Source organism: Glycomyces albidus (genome assembly GCF_009451885.1).
GTDB lineage: Bacteria > Actinomycetota > Actinomycetes > Mycobacteriales > Micromonosporaceae > Glycomyces > Glycomyces albidus.
Genome location: NZ_WIAO01000003.1, coordinates 176,648 through 194,090, shown reverse-complemented (window position 1 = coordinate 194,090; position 17,443 = coordinate 176,648). Strand labels below are relative to the sequence as shown.

At 70.8% G+C, this 17,443-nt stretch carries 17 protein-coding genes; 7 read left to right on the top strand and 10 right to left on the bottom strand.

Annotated elements, in window-relative coordinates:
- Positions 1 to 16: 16 nt before the first annotated feature.
- The 3 genes from GFD30_RS04270 to GFD30_RS04260 all read right to left on the bottom strand — a co-directional run bounded on the left by GFD30_RS04270 (position 17) and on the right by GFD30_RS04260 (position 2,181).
- Positions 17 to 907: a phosphatidylinositol mannoside acyltransferase gene (locus GFD30_RS04270; protein WP_153023973.1), complete on the bottom strand. Its 891-nt coding sequence runs from the start codon at positions 905 to 907 to the stop codon at positions 17 to 19.
- Positions 900 to 1,529: a phosphatidylinositol phosphate synthase gene (gene pgsA, locus GFD30_RS04265; RefSeq protein WP_153023972.1), complete on the bottom strand. Its 630-nt coding sequence runs from the start codon at positions 1,527 to 1,529 to the stop codon at positions 900 to 902. Before pgsA ends, GFD30_RS04270 begins: the two co-directional genes overlap by 8 nt.
- Before the next feature lie 112 nt (positions 1,530 to 1,641).
- Positions 1,642 to 2,181 (bottom strand): HIT family protein, encoded by a 540-nt coding sequence (locus GFD30_RS04260; RefSeq protein WP_322632927.1) that lies wholly within the window; start codon positions 2,179 to 2,181, stop codon positions 1,642 to 1,644.
- Between the two features lie 81 nt (positions 2,182 to 2,262).
- On the opposite strand from GFD30_RS04260, the gene GFD30_RS04255 reads away from it, so the two are divergent.
- Positions 2,263 to 3,756, top strand: a complete 1,494-nt coding sequence (locus tag GFD30_RS04255; RefSeq protein WP_322632926.1) for a potassium/proton antiporter — start codon at positions 2,263 to 2,265, stop codon at positions 3,754 to 3,756.
- 33 nt (positions 3,757 to 3,789) lie between these two features.
- A complete protein-coding gene (locus tag GFD30_RS04250) occupies positions 3,790 to 4,008 on the top strand; it encodes a PIN domain-containing protein (RefSeq protein ID WP_153023971.1) in 219 nt (72 codons plus the stop codon).
- Between the two features lie 5 nt (positions 4,009 to 4,013).
- On the opposite strand, the gene GFD30_RS04245 is transcribed toward GFD30_RS04250, so the two are convergent.
- Together GFD30_RS04245 and thrS are read right to left on the bottom strand one after the other, a co-directional pair.
- Positions 4,014 to 4,799 carry a hypothetical protein gene (locus GFD30_RS04245; RefSeq protein WP_153023970.1) on the bottom strand — a complete coding sequence of 262 codons (786 nt, stop codon included), beginning with the start codon at positions 4,797 to 4,799 and terminating at the stop codon, positions 4,014 to 4,016.
- Between the two features lie 230 nt (positions 4,800 to 5,029).
- Complete coding sequence (thrS, locus tag GFD30_RS04240) at positions 5,030 to 6,991, bottom strand: threonine--tRNA ligase (protein ID WP_322632925.1); 1,962 nt, start codon at positions 6,989 to 6,991, stop codon at positions 5,030 to 5,032.
- A 222-nt stretch (positions 6,992 to 7,213) separates the two neighbouring features.
- Between thrS and GFD30_RS04235 the strand changes: the two genes are divergently transcribed.
- Positions 7,214 to 7,651 carry a MerR family transcriptional regulator gene (locus GFD30_RS04235; protein ID WP_153023968.1) on the top strand — a complete coding sequence of 146 codons (438 nt, stop codon included), beginning with the start codon at positions 7,214 to 7,216 and terminating at the stop codon, positions 7,649 to 7,651.
- A 294-nt stretch (positions 7,652 to 7,945) separates the two neighbouring features.
- On the opposite strand, the gene GFD30_RS04230 is transcribed toward GFD30_RS04235, so the two are convergent.
- The 3 genes from GFD30_RS04230 to GFD30_RS04220 all read right to left on the bottom strand — a co-directional run bounded on the left by GFD30_RS04230 (position 7,946) and on the right by GFD30_RS04220 (position 11,295).
- A complete protein-coding gene (locus tag GFD30_RS04230; protein ID WP_153023967.1) occupies positions 7,946 to 8,914 on the bottom strand; it encodes an NAD(P)H-quinone oxidoreductase in 969 nt (322 codons plus the stop codon).
- Positions 8,915 to 9,015: 101 nt separating this feature from the next.
- Positions 9,016 to 9,990 (bottom strand): NAD(P)/FAD-dependent oxidoreductase, encoded by a 975-nt coding sequence (locus tag GFD30_RS04225; protein ID WP_153023966.1) that lies wholly within the window; start codon positions 9,988 to 9,990, stop codon positions 9,016 to 9,018.
- Between the two features lie 159 nt (positions 9,991 to 10,149).
- The gene (locus GFD30_RS04220; RefSeq protein WP_153023965.1) at positions 10,150 to 11,295 is read right to left on the bottom strand and encodes an alkaline phosphatase PhoX; all 1,146 of its coding nucleotides are present in this window, start codon (positions 11,293 to 11,295) and stop codon (positions 10,150 to 10,152) included.
- A 168-nt stretch (positions 11,296 to 11,463) separates the two neighbouring features.
- Between GFD30_RS04220 and gmd the strand changes: the two genes are divergently transcribed.
- The 4 genes from gmd (at position 11,464) to GFD30_RS04200 (ending at position 15,202) form a co-directional block, all read left to right on the top strand.
- The gene (gmd, locus tag GFD30_RS04215; RefSeq protein ID WP_322632924.1) at positions 11,464 to 12,495 is read left to right on the top strand and encodes a GDP-mannose 4,6-dehydratase; all 1,032 of its coding nucleotides are present in this window, start codon (positions 11,464 to 11,466) and stop codon (positions 12,493 to 12,495) included.
- Between the two features lie 89 nt (positions 12,496 to 12,584).
- Positions 12,585 to 13,421, top strand: a complete 837-nt coding sequence (locus tag GFD30_RS04210; protein ID WP_153023964.1) for an aldo/keto reductase — start codon at positions 12,585 to 12,587, stop codon at positions 13,419 to 13,421.
- A gap of 181 nt (positions 13,422 to 13,602) precedes the next feature.
- Positions 13,603 to 14,433, top strand: a complete 831-nt coding sequence (locus GFD30_RS04205; RefSeq protein WP_153023963.1) for an aldo/keto reductase — start codon at positions 13,603 to 13,605, stop codon at positions 14,431 to 14,433.
- Between the two features lie 67 nt (positions 14,434 to 14,500).
- Positions 14,501 to 15,202: an alpha/beta fold hydrolase gene (locus tag GFD30_RS04200; protein WP_227995814.1), complete on the top strand. Its 702-nt coding sequence runs from the start codon at positions 14,501 to 14,503 to the stop codon at positions 15,200 to 15,202.
- Between the two features lie 6 nt (positions 15,203 to 15,208).
- On the opposite strand, the gene GFD30_RS04195 is transcribed toward GFD30_RS04200, so the two are convergent.
- Together GFD30_RS04195 and GFD30_RS04190 are read right to left on the bottom strand one after the other, a co-directional pair.
- Positions 15,209 to 16,216 (bottom strand): hypothetical protein, encoded by a 1,008-nt coding sequence (locus GFD30_RS04195; protein WP_153023962.1) that lies wholly within the window; start codon positions 16,214 to 16,216, stop codon positions 15,209 to 15,211.
- A 165-nt stretch (positions 16,217 to 16,381) separates the two neighbouring features.
- On the bottom strand, positions 16,382 to 17,392 hold the full coding sequence (locus GFD30_RS04190; RefSeq protein WP_153023961.1) for a hypothetical protein: 1,011 nt from the start codon (positions 17,390 to 17,392) through the stop codon (positions 16,382 to 16,384).
- Positions 17,393 to 17,443: the final 51 nt, after the last annotated feature.

Sequence of the window (17,443 nt, the reverse complement as noted above, 5' to 3'; positions counted from 1 at the left end):
CATGGCGGTGCCCCCGTCACGGCGCCGGCGCCGGCGCGAAGTCGGCGGTCCAGAACCGCTGGAGCATGTGCCAGTCCGCCGGGTGAGCGCGGATGCCCTCCTCGAACGCGTCCGCCATGCGCTGGGTCGTCGACGCCACACGCTCCCGCAGCGACCCGGTGCCGGTGTCGACCGGCCCGGTGATGTGGCAGACCGCCCGGTCCTCCTCGTAGTGGATCATCGCCGTGAACAGCTCGACCCGGTTGCGGATCGCCAGCAGCGCCGGACCCGACGGGAACGTCGTCGGCTCGCCGAAGAACTTCACCTCGGTGCCCGAGCGGCCCAGGTCGCGGTCGGCCACCAGCGCCACCACGTGCCCGGCGTCCAGTGCTTCGCCAAGGGCCGCCTGGGGATTGCGGTCGCCCCCGGAGGTCGGGATGATGTTCATCCCCAGCGACTCCCGGTACTCCAGGAACCGCCGGTACACCCCTTCGGGCTTGAGGCGCTCGGCCACGGTCGTCAACGGGTCCTTCGCGATCCGCGGCACCCAGGCCCCGGCCAGGTCCCAGTTCCCGCAGTGCGGCAGCGCCACGATCGAGCCCAGGCCCTGCCGCGCGCGCTCGTGGACCGGCTCGTACCCGTTCATCTCGAACCGGCGCAGCAGCAGGTCGTCGTCCATCGACGGCAGCCGGAACGCCTCGATCCAGTACCGGGCGTACGAGCGCATCGCCCGCCGCACCAGCTCCTCGTCCGGCTCGACGCCGACGACCCGGGCCAGGTTGCGGCGAAGCTGCCGCACGCCCCGACCGTTCTTGCGCGCGGCCCGGTCCGCGAAGCGCCGACTCAGGCCGTACGCCGCGGACTCGGGCAGGAGCCGCACCCCGCGCCAGGCGGCCAGATACGCCAGCTCGGTCAGGCGCTCAGGCATCGGCGTGCTCCTCGCTCGCCGCCATCACCGCGCGGGAGTGGAGCAGGCGCTGGACCACCGTGATCGTCGAGATCACCGCCAGCAGACCCATGCCGGCCTCCAGCGCGAACGGGACGGTGAGGACCTCCAGGAGGACCGTGACCGCCGCGAGGATCAGGCGCTCGGGGCGCTCGGCGATCCCGACGTTGCACTCCGCGCCGAGGCTCTCGGAGCGGGCCTTCACGTAGGAGACGAGCTGGCCGGCGACCAGCGCCGTCAGCGCGAGCGCGGAGCCGAGCGGCCGGTCGTCGGCGAGGAGGAAGTAGGCCAGGCTCGCGAAGATCGCGCCGTCGGCGAGCCGGTCGCAGGTCGAGTCGAGGAGCGCCCCGAACCGGCTGGTGGTGCCGTTGACGCGGGCGATGGCACCGTCGAACATGTCGGTGAACGCGGACAGCGTCACCACGATGAGCCCCGCGAGCAGGTGGCCCTGCGCGAGCAGGACGACGGAGGCGGCGACGATGATCGCCGTCCCGGTGAGGGTGACGGCGTTGGCGGACACGCCTACGCGGATGAGGAGCCTCGCGGCGGCGTCGACGTAGCGGCGAACGCCGGCTCGGCCGGAGGTACGAAGGAACTTCGCCATGGTCTCCTGGTTTCTCGGCAGCGCCCAAGTGGGTGTTCGGGCAAGTGGGTGCGGCGCCCGCGCCGGCCGACCGGAGCGGGGCTATGCCTTGACTCTAATAGTGCCCGCCCGGTCACACCCGCTCCCATGCGGCCGCAAGTTGGTCACGGGTGTCCGTCAGGTACTGCGGGAGGGTCTTGGTGCGGCCGATGATCGGCATGAAGTTCGCGTCCCCGCCCCAGCGCGGGACGATGTGCTGGTGCAGGTGGCCGGCGATCCCGGCGCCGGCGACCTGGCCCTGGTTCATGCCGATGTTGAACCCGTGCGCGCCCATCGCCGACCGCAGGACGGTCATGACCCGCTGCGTCAGCGAGCCCATCTCCGCGACCTCGTCGGCGTCCAGGTCGGTGTAGTCGGGGACGTGGCGGAAGGGGACGACCATGAGGTGGCCGGAGTTGTAGGGGTACTTGTTGAGCACGACGAACATGGTCTGGCCGCGGGCGACGATGTTCCCGTCGCGGTCGCCGAGCTTGGGGATCTCGCAGAACGGGCAGCCCTCGATGTCGGCGTCGTCGCCGGTCGGCTTGCCCTCACCTTGGATGTAGGCCATGCGGTGCGGCGTCCACAGCCGCTCGTACCCGTCGGAGACGCCGACGCCTTCGCGCTCTTCCACGCAACGATCCTAGGCCACCGGGCACGGAACCGGTAACGCGACGAAATCCCCAGGACACTCCACCTCGGATAAGCTCCGGACGTGACGTTGACCGGGCTGTACCTCGCAGTGCTCATCGGCTGCGTCACCGTGCTCGTCTCCATCGCCGCGATCCGCGCGACCCACCGGCTCGGGCTCCCCGCGCTCCTGGTGTTCCTGGCGGCCGGCATGATCCTCGGCGAGGACGGCGTCGGCATCCCGTTCGAGGACTTCGAGCTGGCGCAGGTCATCGGCACGTTCGCGCTCGCCCTGATCCTCATCGAGGGCGGCCTGTCGACGCGCTGGCGCGCGATCTCGGGGCAGCTCGCGCCGGCGTCGATGCTCGCGACGGCCGGCGTCGGCTTCTCGGTCACGGTCACCGCCATGGGCGCGCACTACCTGCTCGGCTTCGACTGGCAGACCTCGCTGGTCATGGGCGCGGTCCTGGCGTCGACGGACGCGGCCGCGGTGTTCTCGGAGCTGCGCGGCGTCGGCCTCTCCAAGCGGCTCAGCGGAACCCTGGAGGCGGAGTCGGGCTTCAACGACGCGCCGGCGGTGATCCTGGTGCTGGCGTTCTCGGCGGCCGAAGGGCTGCCGAGCACGTGGGAGCTGCTGGGGCTGCTGGTGTGGGAGCTGGCCGCGGGCTCGGTGATCGGGCTGGCGGTGGGCGCGGGCGGGGCGTGGCTGCTGCGGCGGCTCGCGCTGCCGGTGTCGGGGCTGTACCCGATGGCGGTGTTCAGCCTCGGCATGGCCGCGTTCGCGGCGGCCGGGACGCTGCACGCCTCGGGGTTCATCGCCGCGTACCTGGCGGCGCTGGTGCTGGGGAACTCGCGCCTGCCGCACCGGGCCGCGACGCAGTCGTTCGCGAGCGGGCTCGGCTGGGTGGCGCAGCTCGGCATGTTCGTGATGCTGGGGCTGCTGGCGTCCCCGGACAACCTGATCCACATGCTCGTCCCGGCCCTGATCCTCGGCGCGGTCCTGACACTGGTGGCCCGGCCGGTGTCGGTGTGGCTGTCGCTCGTCCCGTTCCGGTTCTCCGCCAAGGAGAAGACGCTCCTGTCGTGGGCGGGACTGCGCGGCGCGGTTCCGATCGTCTTCGCGACGATCCCGCGCTCGGAGCAGATGCCGGGCGCGCAGTCGCTGTGGGACCTGGTGTTCATCCTCGTGGTGGTGTTCACGCTGTTCCAGGGCCCGACGCTGCCGTGGGTGGCGAAGCGCCTGGGCCTGACGCAGGCGAGCATGGTCCAGGAGGTCGACATCGAGACGGCGCCGCTCGACGCGGTCGACGGCGAGGTCCTCACGATCACCGTGCCCAAGAAGTCCGGTCTCGCGGGCATCCGGATCTTCGAGCTGCGTCTGCCGGAAGGCTCGGCGATCGCCGGCATCGTCCGCGTCGACCGCCTCTTCGTCCCCGCGAAGGCCGACCGGCTCCGCTCGGGCGACCAGCTCATCGTCGTGACGACCCCGAAGCTCCGCGAGGCGACCGAGCAGCGGCTGACGGCCCTCGCACGGGCGGGACGGCTCGCCCGGTGGCTCGGCGAGACGGGCAAGGACTGAACCATGTGATCTTATATAAGAATCACTCCGAACGTGCCGGTGCCGAAGTCCGCATCGCGATGGGTCGAGGCGACACAGCATCGCCTGATGTCCAAAGGCTGTCATACCGCCCCGTCTGCGATCGATCTCATCATCGCTGCCACCGCAGCGCACCACGGACTCGTCATGCTTCATGACGACAACGATTTCGCCACCATCGCCGAGGTCGCGATCGACCTCGACCAGCGGAGCGTCTACGACTTCCCGGGTTAGCACCGTCAGCGCTCCGGGACGCAGTCGCAGCGGCCCTCGCAGTGGTCGCGGAGGCTGTGCGCCTCGCGCCAGAGGTCGTTGAAGCGGTCGCGGAGGGGGCCGGCCGCGAGGTTGCGGGAGTTGACGTGGAGCGCCCAGAACTCGTCCTCGGCCCCGGAGAGGACGAAGTAGAACTCCTCGTCGTCGATGAGGATCATGCTGTAGGAGTCGGTGTGGTGCATCGGCGCCCAGGTCAGCACCTTCGCGAGGTAGTTGAAGCCCTGGTCCTCGGCGGCCTTGACGTACTCGAGCTGCTGCTCGTCGAAGCGGCGGCCGGTGGTCATCACCTCGGCGGCGGTGCCGCTCGACATGATGCGCCGGAAGACGTGCCGCGAGTCGCGCCTGGCCCACTCGAAGCAGGCTTCGAGGTGGCGCTCGAGCTCGATGCGGGGCGCGTTCTCGCGGAACTGGCGGATGTAGCTGACCCACACCGATTCGCGGGCCTTCGCGACGGACATGCGCACGTCGGCGTAGAAGTCGGTGTCGTTGCGGTAGATCCGCGAGTTGTTGGAGCCGAAGTGGCGGACCTCCTCGCGGAGGCGGTCGACGTCGTCGAAGCGGCGGCGCACCTGCTCCAGGGCCGCCAGCGTGTAGGCGTTGGCGACGAGCAGCAGCGGGACGGCCAGCGCGAGGCTGAAGAAGAGCTGGTTGAGCAGGGCCGCGATCGCGACGATCGGGGTGCCGATGATCAGCCCGACGTACAGGGCGCGCTTGGCCCATCTCGCCATGAGCTGTCCGAAATCGATGTTCACGGAAGCCGCACTCCCTTCGCGCCCTTGGGGATCGGACACTGCGGCCGCCTGGCGCGGGCCGTCATGACTCAGAGTGCCAGAGTTCGGCGGTCCGCGTAGTCGGCGGCGGGGAGGCGCGCAGAGGCGACATCTGCGACGAAAAGGCAAGGAGCGCAACCGAACCGGTCGGTCGCGCTCCTTGCCGTGGGCCGTGCGGCCTTGGTGTCGCATTGGCGACACCCGGCGTTCTCCTACTGCTCGGCTGCGGACGGGCCTTCGTTCACGCGGGAGCGGATCACCTCGGTGACGTGGGCGACCGCCTCGTCGGCGGGGACGCCGTTGCGCTGGGAGCCGTCGCGGTAGCGGAAGGAGACGGTGGCAGCGTTCTGGTCGTCGTCGCCGGCGATGATCATGAACGGGATCTTCTGGAGCTGGGCGTTGCGGACCTTCTTCTGCATGCGGTCGTCCGAGTGGTCGACCTCGGCGCGGACGCCCTCGGCGCGGAGGCGCGCGAAGAAGCCTTCCAGGTAGTCGGCGTTCTCGTCGCGGACGGGGATGCCGACGGCCTGGACCGGCGCGAGCCAGGCCGGGAACGCGCCCGCGTAGTGCTCGGTGAGGACGCCGAAGAAGCGCTCGATCGAGCCGAAGAGGGCGCGGTGGATCATGACCGGCTGCTTGCGGGTGCCGTCGGCCGCGGAGTACTCCAGGTTGAAGCGGGCCGGCTGGTTGAAGTCGAGCTGGATGGTCGACATCTGCCAGGTGCGGCCGATCGCGTCCTTGGCCTGGACGGAGATCTTCGGCCCGTAGAAGGCCGCCCCGCCCGGGTCGGGGACGAGGTCGAGCCCGGACTCCTCGGCGACCTGGCGCAGGGTCGCGATCGCCGACTCCCAGAGGGCGTCGTCGCCGATGAACTTCGGCGAGTCGTCCTTGGTGGACAGTTCGAGGTAGAAGTCGTTGAGGCCGTAGTCGCGCAGCAGCGAGAGCACGAACTGGAGCAGGCTTTTGATCTCGCCGGGGGCCTGCTCCTCGGTGCAGTAGATGTGCGCGTCGTCCATGGTGAGGCCGCGGACGCGGGTGAGGCCGTGGACCACGCCGGACTTCTCGTACCGGTACACCGACCCGAACTCCGACAGGCGCAGCGGCAGCTCCCGGTAGGAGCGCCCGCGCGAGCGGAAGATCAGGTTGTGCATCGGGCAGTTCATGGCCTTGAGGTAGTAGTTCGCGCCCTCGAGCTCCATCGGCGGGAACATGGTGTCCGCGTAGTACGGCAGGTGCCCCGAGGTGTGGAACAGGTGCTCCTTGGTGATGTGCGGGGTGTTGACCAGCTCGTACCCCGCTTCCTGCTGCTTCTGGCGCAGGTAGGACTCCATCTCGTACCGGATGATGCCGCCCTTGGGGTGGAACACCGGGAGCCCGGAGCCGAGCTCGTCGGGGAAGGAGAACAGGTCGAGCTGCTGCCCGAGCTTGCGGTGGTCGCGCTTCTCGGCCTCGGCGAGGCGCGCGAGGTAGTCCTTCTGGTCCTGGACGGTGGGCCAGGCGGTGCCGTAGATGCGCTGGAGCTGCGGGTTCTTCTCCGAGCCCATCCAGTACGCGGCCGCCGAGCGCATGAGCTTGACGGCGCCGATGAGCTTGGTCGAGGGCAGGTGCGGGCCCCGGCAGAGATCGGACCAGACGGTCGCGCCGGTGCGGTCGCGGTTGTCGTAGGCGGTGAGTTCGCCGCCGCCGACCTCCATGATCTCGTCGGCGTCGGTGCCCTCGCCCTTGGTCTCGATGAGTTCGAGCTTGTACGGCTCGTTCGCGAGCTCGGCGCGGGCCTCGTCGAGGGAGGCGTACTTGCGGCGGTGGAAGGTCTGCCCCTGCTTGATGATCTGGAGCATGCGCTTCTCGATGGCCTTGAGGTCGTCCGGGTTGAACGGCTCGGCGACGTCGAAGTCGTAGTAGAACCCGTCGGTGATGGGCGGGCCGATGCCGAGCTTGGCCTCGTGGAGCTCCTGGACGGCCTGGGCCATGACGTGCGCGGCCGAGTGGCGCAGCACGTTGAGCCCGTCGGGGCTGTCGAGCGGGACGGGTTCGACCTTGGTGTCGGTCTCGGGGGCCCACGAGAGGTCGCGGAGCCGCCCTTCGGCGTCGCGGAGGACGACGACGGCGTTCGGCCCGTGGACGGGGAGGCCGGCTTCGGCCACCGCGTCGGCACCGGTAGTGCCAGCCGTCACCCAGAGGGGTTCGACGACGCCTGGACTCTGTTTCGGTGCTGCGGAAGCCACGGTTCTCCTCAGTGAATGGGCCGGTCGAAGGGCCGGCGCTTGACGTTCGGGTCCATGGTAGTCGCCGCCCGGCCGCCGGTTCGAGCCCATTACCGGGGCGTGAGGCGTGTCCGGGGAAACTCCCCGCCCGGACTTGACCTTGGTCCCGGCACCAGGGTTTACGGTCGGTGCATGACGACCGCGACAGCACCGTTGACCGTGGGCCGGCTCGCCGAGGCGGCGGGCGTGACCACCGATGCCATCCGCCACTGGGAGCGCGAGGGCCTGTTCCCCGCGCCCGAGCGCAGCGCCGCCGGGTACCGCCGGTACGGGACGGCCGAGCTCGACCGCGCCCGGTTCATCCGGGCCTGCCAGCGCGCGGGCCTGCGCCTGTCGGACATCGCCGACCTGCTGTCGGTGCGCGACACGGGCGCGTGCCCGTGCGAGCCGGCCGGGTCGCACCTGGAGCGGCGGATCGCGGAGGTGTCGGCGGAGATCGCGCGGCTGGAGGGACTGCGGTCGCAGCTCACGGCGATGCTGGGCGCGGTCGAGTCGGGCGGCTGCGGCGGCGGGCCGCTGCCGGAGAACTGGTGTCCGCCCGGGGTTCGGGATGGAGGTGAGTGCGAGTGAGCGACGAGTGCTGCAACTGCTGCAACGACGACGCGTGCCAGTGTGCGGGCGCGGACTGCTGCCACGGCTGCTGCGAGACGTAGCCGGGAACGGAGTACCTGAAGACGCGCCGCCGCCGGGCCCCGATTCGGGGCCCGGCGGCGGCGCGTCTCGGCGTTTCTCCGCGAATCGGGCATTCGCAGGCGCCCCCGGATCCAAGAGTGCCCGGCGGGTCCGACACGCTCGGGGCTGCTCCCAGGGTTCCTCGCAACGGAGAGGAGCCTTGAGCGTCGACCTCGCAGGCTTCCTGGGAGATCAGGACTTCGCGGTGAGGACGATCTTGCCGAAGTGGCCTCCGGCGGCCATGAGGCGGTGGGCTTCGGCGGCGTCGGTGAGCGGGAGGCGAGTGGTGACGACCGGTTTGATGTCGCCGGTGTCGAGGGCGGGCCAGACGTGCTCGAAGACTTCGGCGAGGATCTGGCGGCGCTGTTCGAGGGGGCGGGCGCGGAGGGTGGTGCCGGTGATCGTGGCGCGCTTGGCGAGGAGGCCGCCGAGGTGGATCTGGGCGGCGTTGCCCTTCTGGAGGCCGATGATGGCGAGGCGGCCGTCCTGGGCGAGGGCTTTGAGGTTCGGTTCGAAGTAGGCCGCGCCGATGACGTCGAGGATCGCGTCGGCCCCGCCGGCCTCCTGGGAGAGGGCGGCGAAGTCCTCGCTGCGGTAGTCGACGACGCGGTCGGCGCCGAGGGCTTCGAGCTGCTTGGCGTGCTCGCCGCGGGCGGTGGTCCAGGTCTCGGCGCCGGCGAGCTGCTTGGCGAACTGGACGGCGAAGGTGCCGATCCCGCCGGCGCCGCCGTGGACGAGGACGCGGCGCTTGCCGGGCGCTTCCTCGCCGAGCAGGTAGCCGAGGTTGGAGTAGACGGTCGCGGCGGCCTCGGGCAGGCCGGCGGCGTCGACGACGTCGACGTTCTCGGGGACGGGCAGGACCAGTCCGGCGTCCACGGCGGCGAACTGGGCGTAGCCGCCGCCGGGGAGCAGGGCGCAGACCTCGGCGCCGAGGAGGGTGGCGTTGTCGGCGCTGCCGACGTCGACGATGGTCCCCGAGACCTCGAGGCCGGGCCAGGCGGGCGCGCCCTGCGGCGGCGGGTAGTGGCCGGCGACCTGGAGGAGGTCGGCGCGGTTGACGCCGGCGGCGGCGACCGCGATGAGGACTTCATCGGGGCCGGGCGCGGGTTCGGGCACCTGGGCGGCGGTGAGGCTCCCGCCCGACACGGTCATGGCAAGCATTCCCGCATAGTATGACTGCCCTCGGAACCCAAAGCGACATACCCGTCAGTAAGTCATATCAGGACCCCAGTGCCGAGGGTATCCCGTTGTGCCGCAAGGGTTTACGGGTTCTCGCTGGAGTGCCCGGGGAAGAGGTGCGCGGCCGGGTCGATCGCGACGGCGGCGTTGTTGACGGCCGTGGCGGCCTCCCCGAAGCCGGTGGCGATGAGCTTGACCTTCCCCGGGTAGGCGGCGATGTCGCCCGCGGCGTAGACGCGCGGCAGGCTGGCCGCCATCGTCGAGTCCACAGTGATCTGGCGGTGGTCGAGGTCGAGCCCCCACTCCCCCAGCGGCCCGAGGTCGGCGGTGAAGCCGAGCGCCGCGACGATCGCGTCCGCGGCGAGCTCGCGCGGGCCCTCGTCCTTGACGTCGACGGTCACCCCTTCGACGCGGGCGGTGCCGTGGACGGCGGTGACCTGGGCGTTCACGATGATGGGGACGCCGAGGCCGCGCACTCGCTCGATGGTGCCCTGGTGGGCCCGGAACTTCTCGCGGCGGTGCACGATCACGGTGCTGCGGGCGACCCCGTGGAGGGCCAGCGCCCAGTCGAACGCGGAGTCGCCGCCGCCGACGATGACGACGTCCTGCCCGGCGTGGGCGGCGAGTTCGGGGACGAAGTAGACGATCCCGGCGCCGGGGAAGTCGGCGGCGGCCGGGAGCGGCCGGGGTGCGAAGCTGCCGAGGCCGCCGGTGATGAGCAGGGCCTTGGCTTCGACGCGGACGTCGCCGCTGAGGCCGAGGACGGGCATGCCGTCGGTGCGCTCGAGTTTCCGGGCCTGGTGGCCGAGGAGGTAGAGCGGTTCGAACGGGGCGGCCTGGCGCAGGAGGTTCTCGACGAGGTCGCGGCCGCGGATCTCGGGGAAGCCGGCGACGTCGAAGATCTGCTTCTCGGGGTACATGGCGGTGATCTGGCCGCCGGCCTCGGGCAGGGCGTCGATGACGGCGGTGCGCAGGCCGCGGAAGCCCGCGTAGTAGGCGGCGAAGAGGCCGGTCGGGCCCGCGCCGACGATCGCTAGGTCCACTGTGATGACGGGCAAGGGCGTTCACCGACTTCGTCGTCGAGGCTGCCCGGTCCTGACTGCACGGTGGCGGCAGCGCGTGCCGGGCACGGTCGTCCCCGATCCTAGCGGCGGACGGGGTGCGGTGGGGCCGCGCGAAGCGAGTCGTTCGCGCCCGGTCCGCGCGGCCCCTGCGGGTCAGATCCCGCGGAAGGGACCGGTGACCTCGTAGGTGATGCCGCCGCTGCTGGAGCCGCTGGTGCCGCGCTGGGAGGAGAAGTAGAGGCGGTTCCCGGCCGGGTTGAAGGCGGGGCCGCAGATCTCGGAGGCGCTCTGGCCGGTGATGCGCAGGAACGGGGCGACGACGTCGTCGGGGGTGATCACGCAGATCTCCATGTTGCCGCCGTCTTCGGCGACGAAGAGGTCGCCGCTGCCGGAGGCGCCGGTGATGTTGTCGACGCCGGTGAGCGGGGCGCCGGAGACGTTGTCGTCGTAGACGGTGGCGAGGGTGTTGGCGTCGGCGTCGTAGGCCCAGACCCGGTTGTCGCCCTTGGTGGTGAAGAAGCAGATGCCGTCGGTGTAGTAGCAGCCTTCGCCGCCGTTGAAGCGCCTGGTGCCGGCGACCTGGTTGCGGGTGGCGGTCGGAGAGCCGTCGGGGTCGGGGACGGTGGCCCAGGCGAGGGTCGAGCCGGTCTGGGTGAGGACCTGGAGGGTGCCGGAGGCGAGGTCGCCCCAGGTGGTGGGGCGGAAGCGGTAGAAGGCGCCGTCGGAGACGTCTTCGGTGAGGTAGATGACGCCGTGGTCGGCGTCGGCGGCGGCGGCCTCGTGCTTGAAGCGGCCCATGGCGGGCCGCTGGACGGCGGCGCCGGCGCCGTAGGGGTCGGTCTCGTAGACGAAGCCGCGGTCGACCTCTTCGCAGGAGAGCCAGGTGTTCCAGGGGGTGGCGCCGCCGGCGCAGTTGGTGCGGGTGCCGTCGAGGATGCGGTAGGCGTCGACGATGTTCCCGGAGGCGTCGAAGCGGAGCGCGCCGGCGCCGCCGCCGGTGGAGAGTTCGGCGTTGGAGACGTAGATCCAGCCGTTCCCGTCGGCGAAGCAGGCGCCGCCGTCGGGGGCGCCGTGCCAGGTGTAGGAGGTGCCCGGGACGGTCTGGGAGGAGCGGGCGACGATCCGGGAGGTGAATCCGGTAGGGAGCTGGATGCCGCGGGCGTCGGCGGGTTGGAGGGCGCCGTAGGGGCTCGGGCCGGGGACGGCGGGGTAGGCGAAGGAGGGGCGGGTCATGGTGAAGCCGAGGGCGACCGATCCGGCGCCGGCGACCGCGGCGCGCATGACGTTCCGTCGTTTCATCACAGAGTCCTTTGAAACGGGATGGGGCGCAGCGGGAGTTGCTGCCGCAGGCCAGCGTAGGGAATTCGCGGCTTTTGCGAGCTAACTTCATGTAGCGGTTCCGTGGCCGTCCGCCGACGATCGGCTGAACGCGGAGGGGCCCGCGGAGCACGAACTAGACTCGGGCCGGTGAAGACAGCGCTGATCACCGGCATCACCGGCCAGGACGGCTCGTACCTGGCCGAACTGCTGCTCGCGAAGGGCTACGTGGTGCACGGGGTGGTGCGGCACGCGTCGTCGCTGATCGCGAACACCTCCCGGCTCGACGGGGTCTACCAGGACCCGCACGAGTCGGGCCGGCGGCTGTTCCTCCACAAGGGCGACGTCACCGACGCCGGCCTGCTGGTCAACCTCATCCGGGACATCGAACCGGACGAGATCTACAACCTGGCCGCGCAGTCGCATGTGCGCGTGAGCTTCGACCTGCCCGACTACACCGCGAACGTGACTGCGCTGGGCGCGATCCGGCTCCTGGAGGCGGTGCGGGCCAGCCGGATCGACGCGAAGGTCTACCAGGCGTCCACTTCGGAGATGTTCGGGACCACGGCGCCGCCGCAGAACGAGACCGCCCAGTTCCACCCGCGCAGCCCGTACGGGGTCGCGAAGCTGTACGCGCACTGGGCGACCGTGAACTACCGGGAGTCGTACGGGATGTTCGCGGTCAACGGGATCGCGTTCAACCACGAGAGCCCGCGCCGGGGCGAGACCTTCGTGACCCGCAAGATCACGCGGGCCGTGGCGCGGATCGAGGCGGGCCTGGAGAAGAAGGTCTACCTGGGGAACCTCGACGCGGTCCGCGACTGGGGCTACGCGCCCGAGTACGTGGAGGCGATGTGGCTCATGCTCCAGCACCGCGAACCGGTCGACTACGTGATCGCCACCGGCCGGGCCGCGACGGTCCGCGACTTCGCCGAGGCCGCGTTCGCGCACGCCGGCCTCGACTGGCGCGAGCACATCGAGCACGACGACCGCTACGAGCGCCCCGCCGAAGTGCCCGAACTGGTCGGCGACCCGACGAAGATCGAGCGCGAGATCGGCTGGAAGGCGCGCGTCCACTGGGACGAACTCGCCCGCATCATGGTCGACGCCGACCGTAAGGCGCTGCATGGCGACTCGTTACGGCGTTCGGCGCCGGCCGCCGGCGTCGGACCCCGCCGGTAGCGTTGCAATCGGGGGTCCCCAGGGCGCGTAACGAGTCGAACATCGCGATCGGCGGCGCCCGGACCGCGGGCGCGGTTACCATCGCGGGCATGACTGATCTCAGGGAACCGGTGGAGCTCAACGACGGCCGGACCATGCCCCGCATCGGCTACGGGACCTACAAGGTCGGCGACGACGAGGCCCAGGAGGCCGTCGAGGCGGCCCTCGCCACCGGGTACCGGCTCATCGACACCGCCGAGATGTACGGCAACGAGGTCGGCGTCGGCCGCGCCGTGAACGGCTCGGGCGTCCCGCGCGAGGACGTGCACCTGACCACGAAGGTCTGGAACGACCACCACGGCGCCGCCAAGGCCCGCGCGGCGCTCGAGGCGTCGCTCGAGCGGCTCGGCACCGACTACCTCGACCTGTACCTGATCCACTGGCCCTCCCCCAAGCAGGGCCTGTACGTCGAGACGTTCGCGGCGCTGCTCGAAGCCAAGGACGAGGGCCTGATCCGCTCGGTCGGGGTCTCGAACTTCCTGCCCGAGCACCTCGAGCAGGTCCACGAGGGCACCGGGGTGTGGCCGAGCGTGAACCAGGTCGAGCTGCACCCGTACTTCAACCAGCCGGAGCTGCGCGCCTGGCACGCCGAGCGCGGCATCGCCACCGAGTCGTGGGGGCCGCTGGGCCAGCGCACCGGCTCGGTCCTCGCCGAGGACGCCGTCACCGCAGCGGCCGAGGCCCACGGCAAGAGCCCGGGCCAGGTCGTCATCCGCTGGCACCTGCAGAACGGCTGCATCGTGATCCCCAAGTCCTCCAAGCCGAAGCGGATCGCCGAGAACTTCGACGTGTTCGACTTCGCGCTCGGCGAGGACGAGATGGCCGCGATCGACGCTCTGGAGACGGGCGAGCGCCAGGGCATCGACCCCGCCTCCGGCGAGCGCTGACCTGACGGGACGCGGCGGCCGGGCGGCCCGGCCGCCGCGCCTCGGCCAGCGCCGGTGCGCGTCCTCCAGCGGCGATTCGGCGCGGTCACGTCGCCGACGTCGTCGCGGGCGTTGAGCCGCCGCCCCGAGACGGCGAGTCGGGGCGTTGGCAATCGCGCCCCAGATGAGTAGGTTTGCGCGCATGAGCGAACCGATCACGTCAATCAAGCTTTCCGGTGGAGCCGCGATCCCGCGCTTCGGCTACGGCACCTTCAAGATCGACGACGGGGACGTCCAGGCCGCGGTCGAGACCGCCCTCGAGACGGGCTACCGCCTGGTCGACACCGCGGTCGGCTACGGCAACGAGACCGGCGTCGGCCGCGCCGTCGCCGCCTCCGGCCTCAAGCGCGACGAGGTGTTCCTGACCAGCAAGACCTGGGACCACGGCTACGACGACGTCCGCCGCAACCTCGAGGAGTCCCTCGAACGCCTCGGCACCGAGTACCTCGACCTGTACCTGCTGCACTGGCCGCGCCCGGGCCTGGGCAAGTACGTCGAGTCCTGGCAGGCGCTCCTCGACGCCCGCGAAGAGGGCCTCATCCGTGCCGCCGGGGTCTCCAACTTCACGATCGAGCACCTCGACCGCATCGAGACCGAGACCGGTGCGGCGGCCGAGATCAACCAGGTCGAGCTGCACCCGTACTTCAGCCAGCCCGAGCTGCGGGCCTACCACGCCGAGCACCTCATCGCGACCGAGTCCTGGGGCCCGCTGGCGCTGCGCGGCGGCGGCCTCTTCGACGAGCCGGCCGTCAAGGCCGCCGCCGCAGCCCACGAGCGCACGCCCGCGCAGGTGGCCCTCCGCTGGAACCTCCAGCGCGGCAACGTCGTCATCCCCAAGTCGGAGACCCCCAGCCGCATCCGCGAGAACTGGGAGACCCTCGACTTCACGCTCACCGACGAGGAGCTCGCCGCCATCGACGCCCTCGACACGGGCGAGCGCCAGGGCGGCGACCCCGCAGTCGTCGGCAATTAGCGGACCGAGAGGGCCCCGGGTGACCGGGGCCCTTGCGTTCCCCGCTCGGGCGCACCAGAATCGAGCTGTGGACGATCCGCTTCTGGTACTGGTGCACAGCCCCCTCACCGGCGCGCAGGCGTGGGCGCCGACGGCCGAGGCGCTGCGGTCGCTCGGGCACGTCGTGGCCGTGCCCGACCTGCAGCCGGCGTTCGAGTCCGAAGGCCCCTTCTATCCGGCCGCCGCGGCGCAGGTCGCCGAAGGGCTCCGCGACTACGCGATGCACGAATCGGCCGTCCTGATCGCCCACAGCGGCGCCGGGTCCCTGCTGCCGGCCGTCGCCGAAGCGGTGCCGCGCACCGCGGCCGCCGTCTTCGTCGACGCGCTGCTCCCCCACCCGGGCCAGAGCTGGTTCGACACCGCGCCGGCCGAACTGGGCGACCACCTCCGCCAGGTCGCCGGCGGCGACCTGCTGCCGAAGTGGAGCGACTGGTTCCCGCCCGACGCGATCGAGGACCTCCTGCCCGACGCCGAGGTGCGCGAGCAGTTCACGGCGCATCTGCCGCGGATCCCGCTGGCGTACTTCGAGGAGACCGCCCCGGCCGCGCCGGCGTGGCCGCCCGGCCCCTGCGCCTACGTGCGCCTCAGCGAGGCGTACCTCACGCAGGCGCAGGAGGCCGAGGACAAGGGCTGGCCGGTCACGGACCTCAACACCGACCACCTGGCGATCGTCACCCAGCCGGAGAAGGTCGCCCGGATCCTGAGCGCGCTCCTGCGCGAACTGGTCTGACCGGCCTCAGAACGCCGCGGTCCACTCGGTGGCCGCGGGCGCTTCGCGGAACTCCCACTGGCGGCCGTCCTCGTCGACGACCTCGCCGACGGGGGTGAACTCGATCGTGATCTCGGCGTCGTAGTCGGGGATCTGGAAGACCGCGTGGACCTCGACGCCGTAGCCCTCGACCTCGCTCACGGTCCAGGCGACCGGCTCGTCGGCCTCGCCGCTGGTGAGGACGATGGATCGCTGCGGGTCCAGGTTCCAGGTGAACTCGTCGTAGTCCCGGCACCAGAACGTCGCGACCGTCAGGAACACGCTGCCGTCGGGCGCCCAGCCCAGCTCCTCGTCCCACACGTTGCGCCAAGCGCCCCCGCCGTCGTACTCGCAGGCCAGCCACGTGTACTCGGATCCGTGATCGAAGTAGACCTCGTCGTACCGGTAGCCGGGAAACCCGTCGGAGGTGGAGGCGATCCCGTTGTAGAAGGCGAACACCGGCTCGACGCGCTCGCCGGTGCGCATGTCGACGCCCTGCGCCCGGCCCGTGTCCTCGACCCACAGGACCACCGGCTCGTCGGCCGGGGCGGTCAGGACGACCCAGTCGCCCGGGGCGGGCGCCTCGTCCATCGAGAACTCCCGGTCGCCGATGGTCACCCAGGCCCGTGTCGGCGCATACCCGTACTCGGCCTCCATCGGGTCCAGCGATACCTGGTTGACGACGAACTCGCTGCCGTCCTCGGCGCTGGGCATGTCGGCGAGCGCCGAGGAACGCGCGGCGACCTCGCTCGGCAGCGTGTCGCTGACGAACCGGCATTCGACCGTGGTCGAGAAATGCGGACCGAGGATGTGAATGCCTTCGTCGCCGGTCCAGTCGTCACCGCCGTCCTCGCACCAGGGGTCCGAGTCGGAGCCGAAGTAGAACTCGAATGCCTCGGTGTGTTCGAGCCAGGGAACGGACTCATAGCCACAGGCGCTGCTTGCCAGCAGGAGTGTTGTCAGAGGGGCGAATATGATCTTGTGTTTCAGGGGCACGGGAGAACCTTAGGGAATCACCCAAAGTGACAGCACAAGAGACAGTCACGTTCTGCAATCATCCGATATGATGGCGAACCGTCCCAGAGGGCCCGCATCCAGCTTCACCGACTGCGGTGAGGACCGGGGCGGCCGGCGCGGCGCGGTGGCCGTCGCACCGCGTGCTCAGAAGCGGGCGATCCATTCGGTGGGCGTCGGGCTTTCCATGAAAGCCCATGCCTCGCCGTCCTCGGCCGACTCGACATGACCGAAGGGGGTGAAGGTGATCGCGATGTCGTCGGCGTCCTCGGGCACGGTGAAGACCGCGTCGACGTCCATCGAACCGCTGACGGTCTCCTCCCCGTTCCAGTAGGCGGGGCTGGCACCGTCGACGGTCACGGCCGTCTCAGGGTCGAGGACCCAGACGAGCGTGTCGTACCGGTGGCACCAGTTGAAGCTCACCGTGAGGAAGACCTGGCCCTCGCCGGCCCAGCCGCGGTCCTCGAGCCAGGCGTTGCGGGTCGCGTTCGCCCAAGGGGCCGGACACGTCAGGAACCACGAGTCGCGGCCGTCGGACACCTCGAAGTCCTCGTAGTAGAAGCCTTCCAGGCGGGCCGCCTCCACCGCGAGGCCGTTGTAGTAGCCGGCCACGGGGTCGACGCGTTCGCCCGACCGCAGGTCGAGGCCCTGCGCGCGGCCCTCGTCCTCCACCCACAGCACCGCGTCCTCGTCCTCGGGTGCGGCGACCGCGACGAACTCGCCGTCCGCCGGCAGCGTCTCGAGGTCGAGCCGCTCGTCGCCGACCTGGATCCACGATGCGACCTCGCCCTCGCCGAACTCGGGTTCATAGATGGGCGAGGCGGCGACCTGGGCGACGAGGAGTTCGACGCCGCCTGCCGCGGCCGGGAGGTCCGCGAGCGCGTCGGAGCCGTTCTGCTGCAGCGACTCCGGGATCTCGGTGCCCTGGTAACGGCACTGGATCGACAGGGCGAAGTGCGGGCCTTTGAGATCCGCGCCCTGGTCGAGGAACCAGGCGTCGTCGCCCATGGCGCACCAGGGGCTGTCGCCTCCGGCGCCGGTCAGGAGTTCGTACGCCTCGGTACGCTCGGCGAAGGGCATCGAGGAGCAGCCGGCGGCGAGGACGAGGACTGCGAGCGGGGCGGGGCGGAACCGTGTTCGGTTGTGAGATCGGGGCACCGGGCGATCATATGCGGTCGCGAACGGTCAGACTCAATAGACGGTCACGGC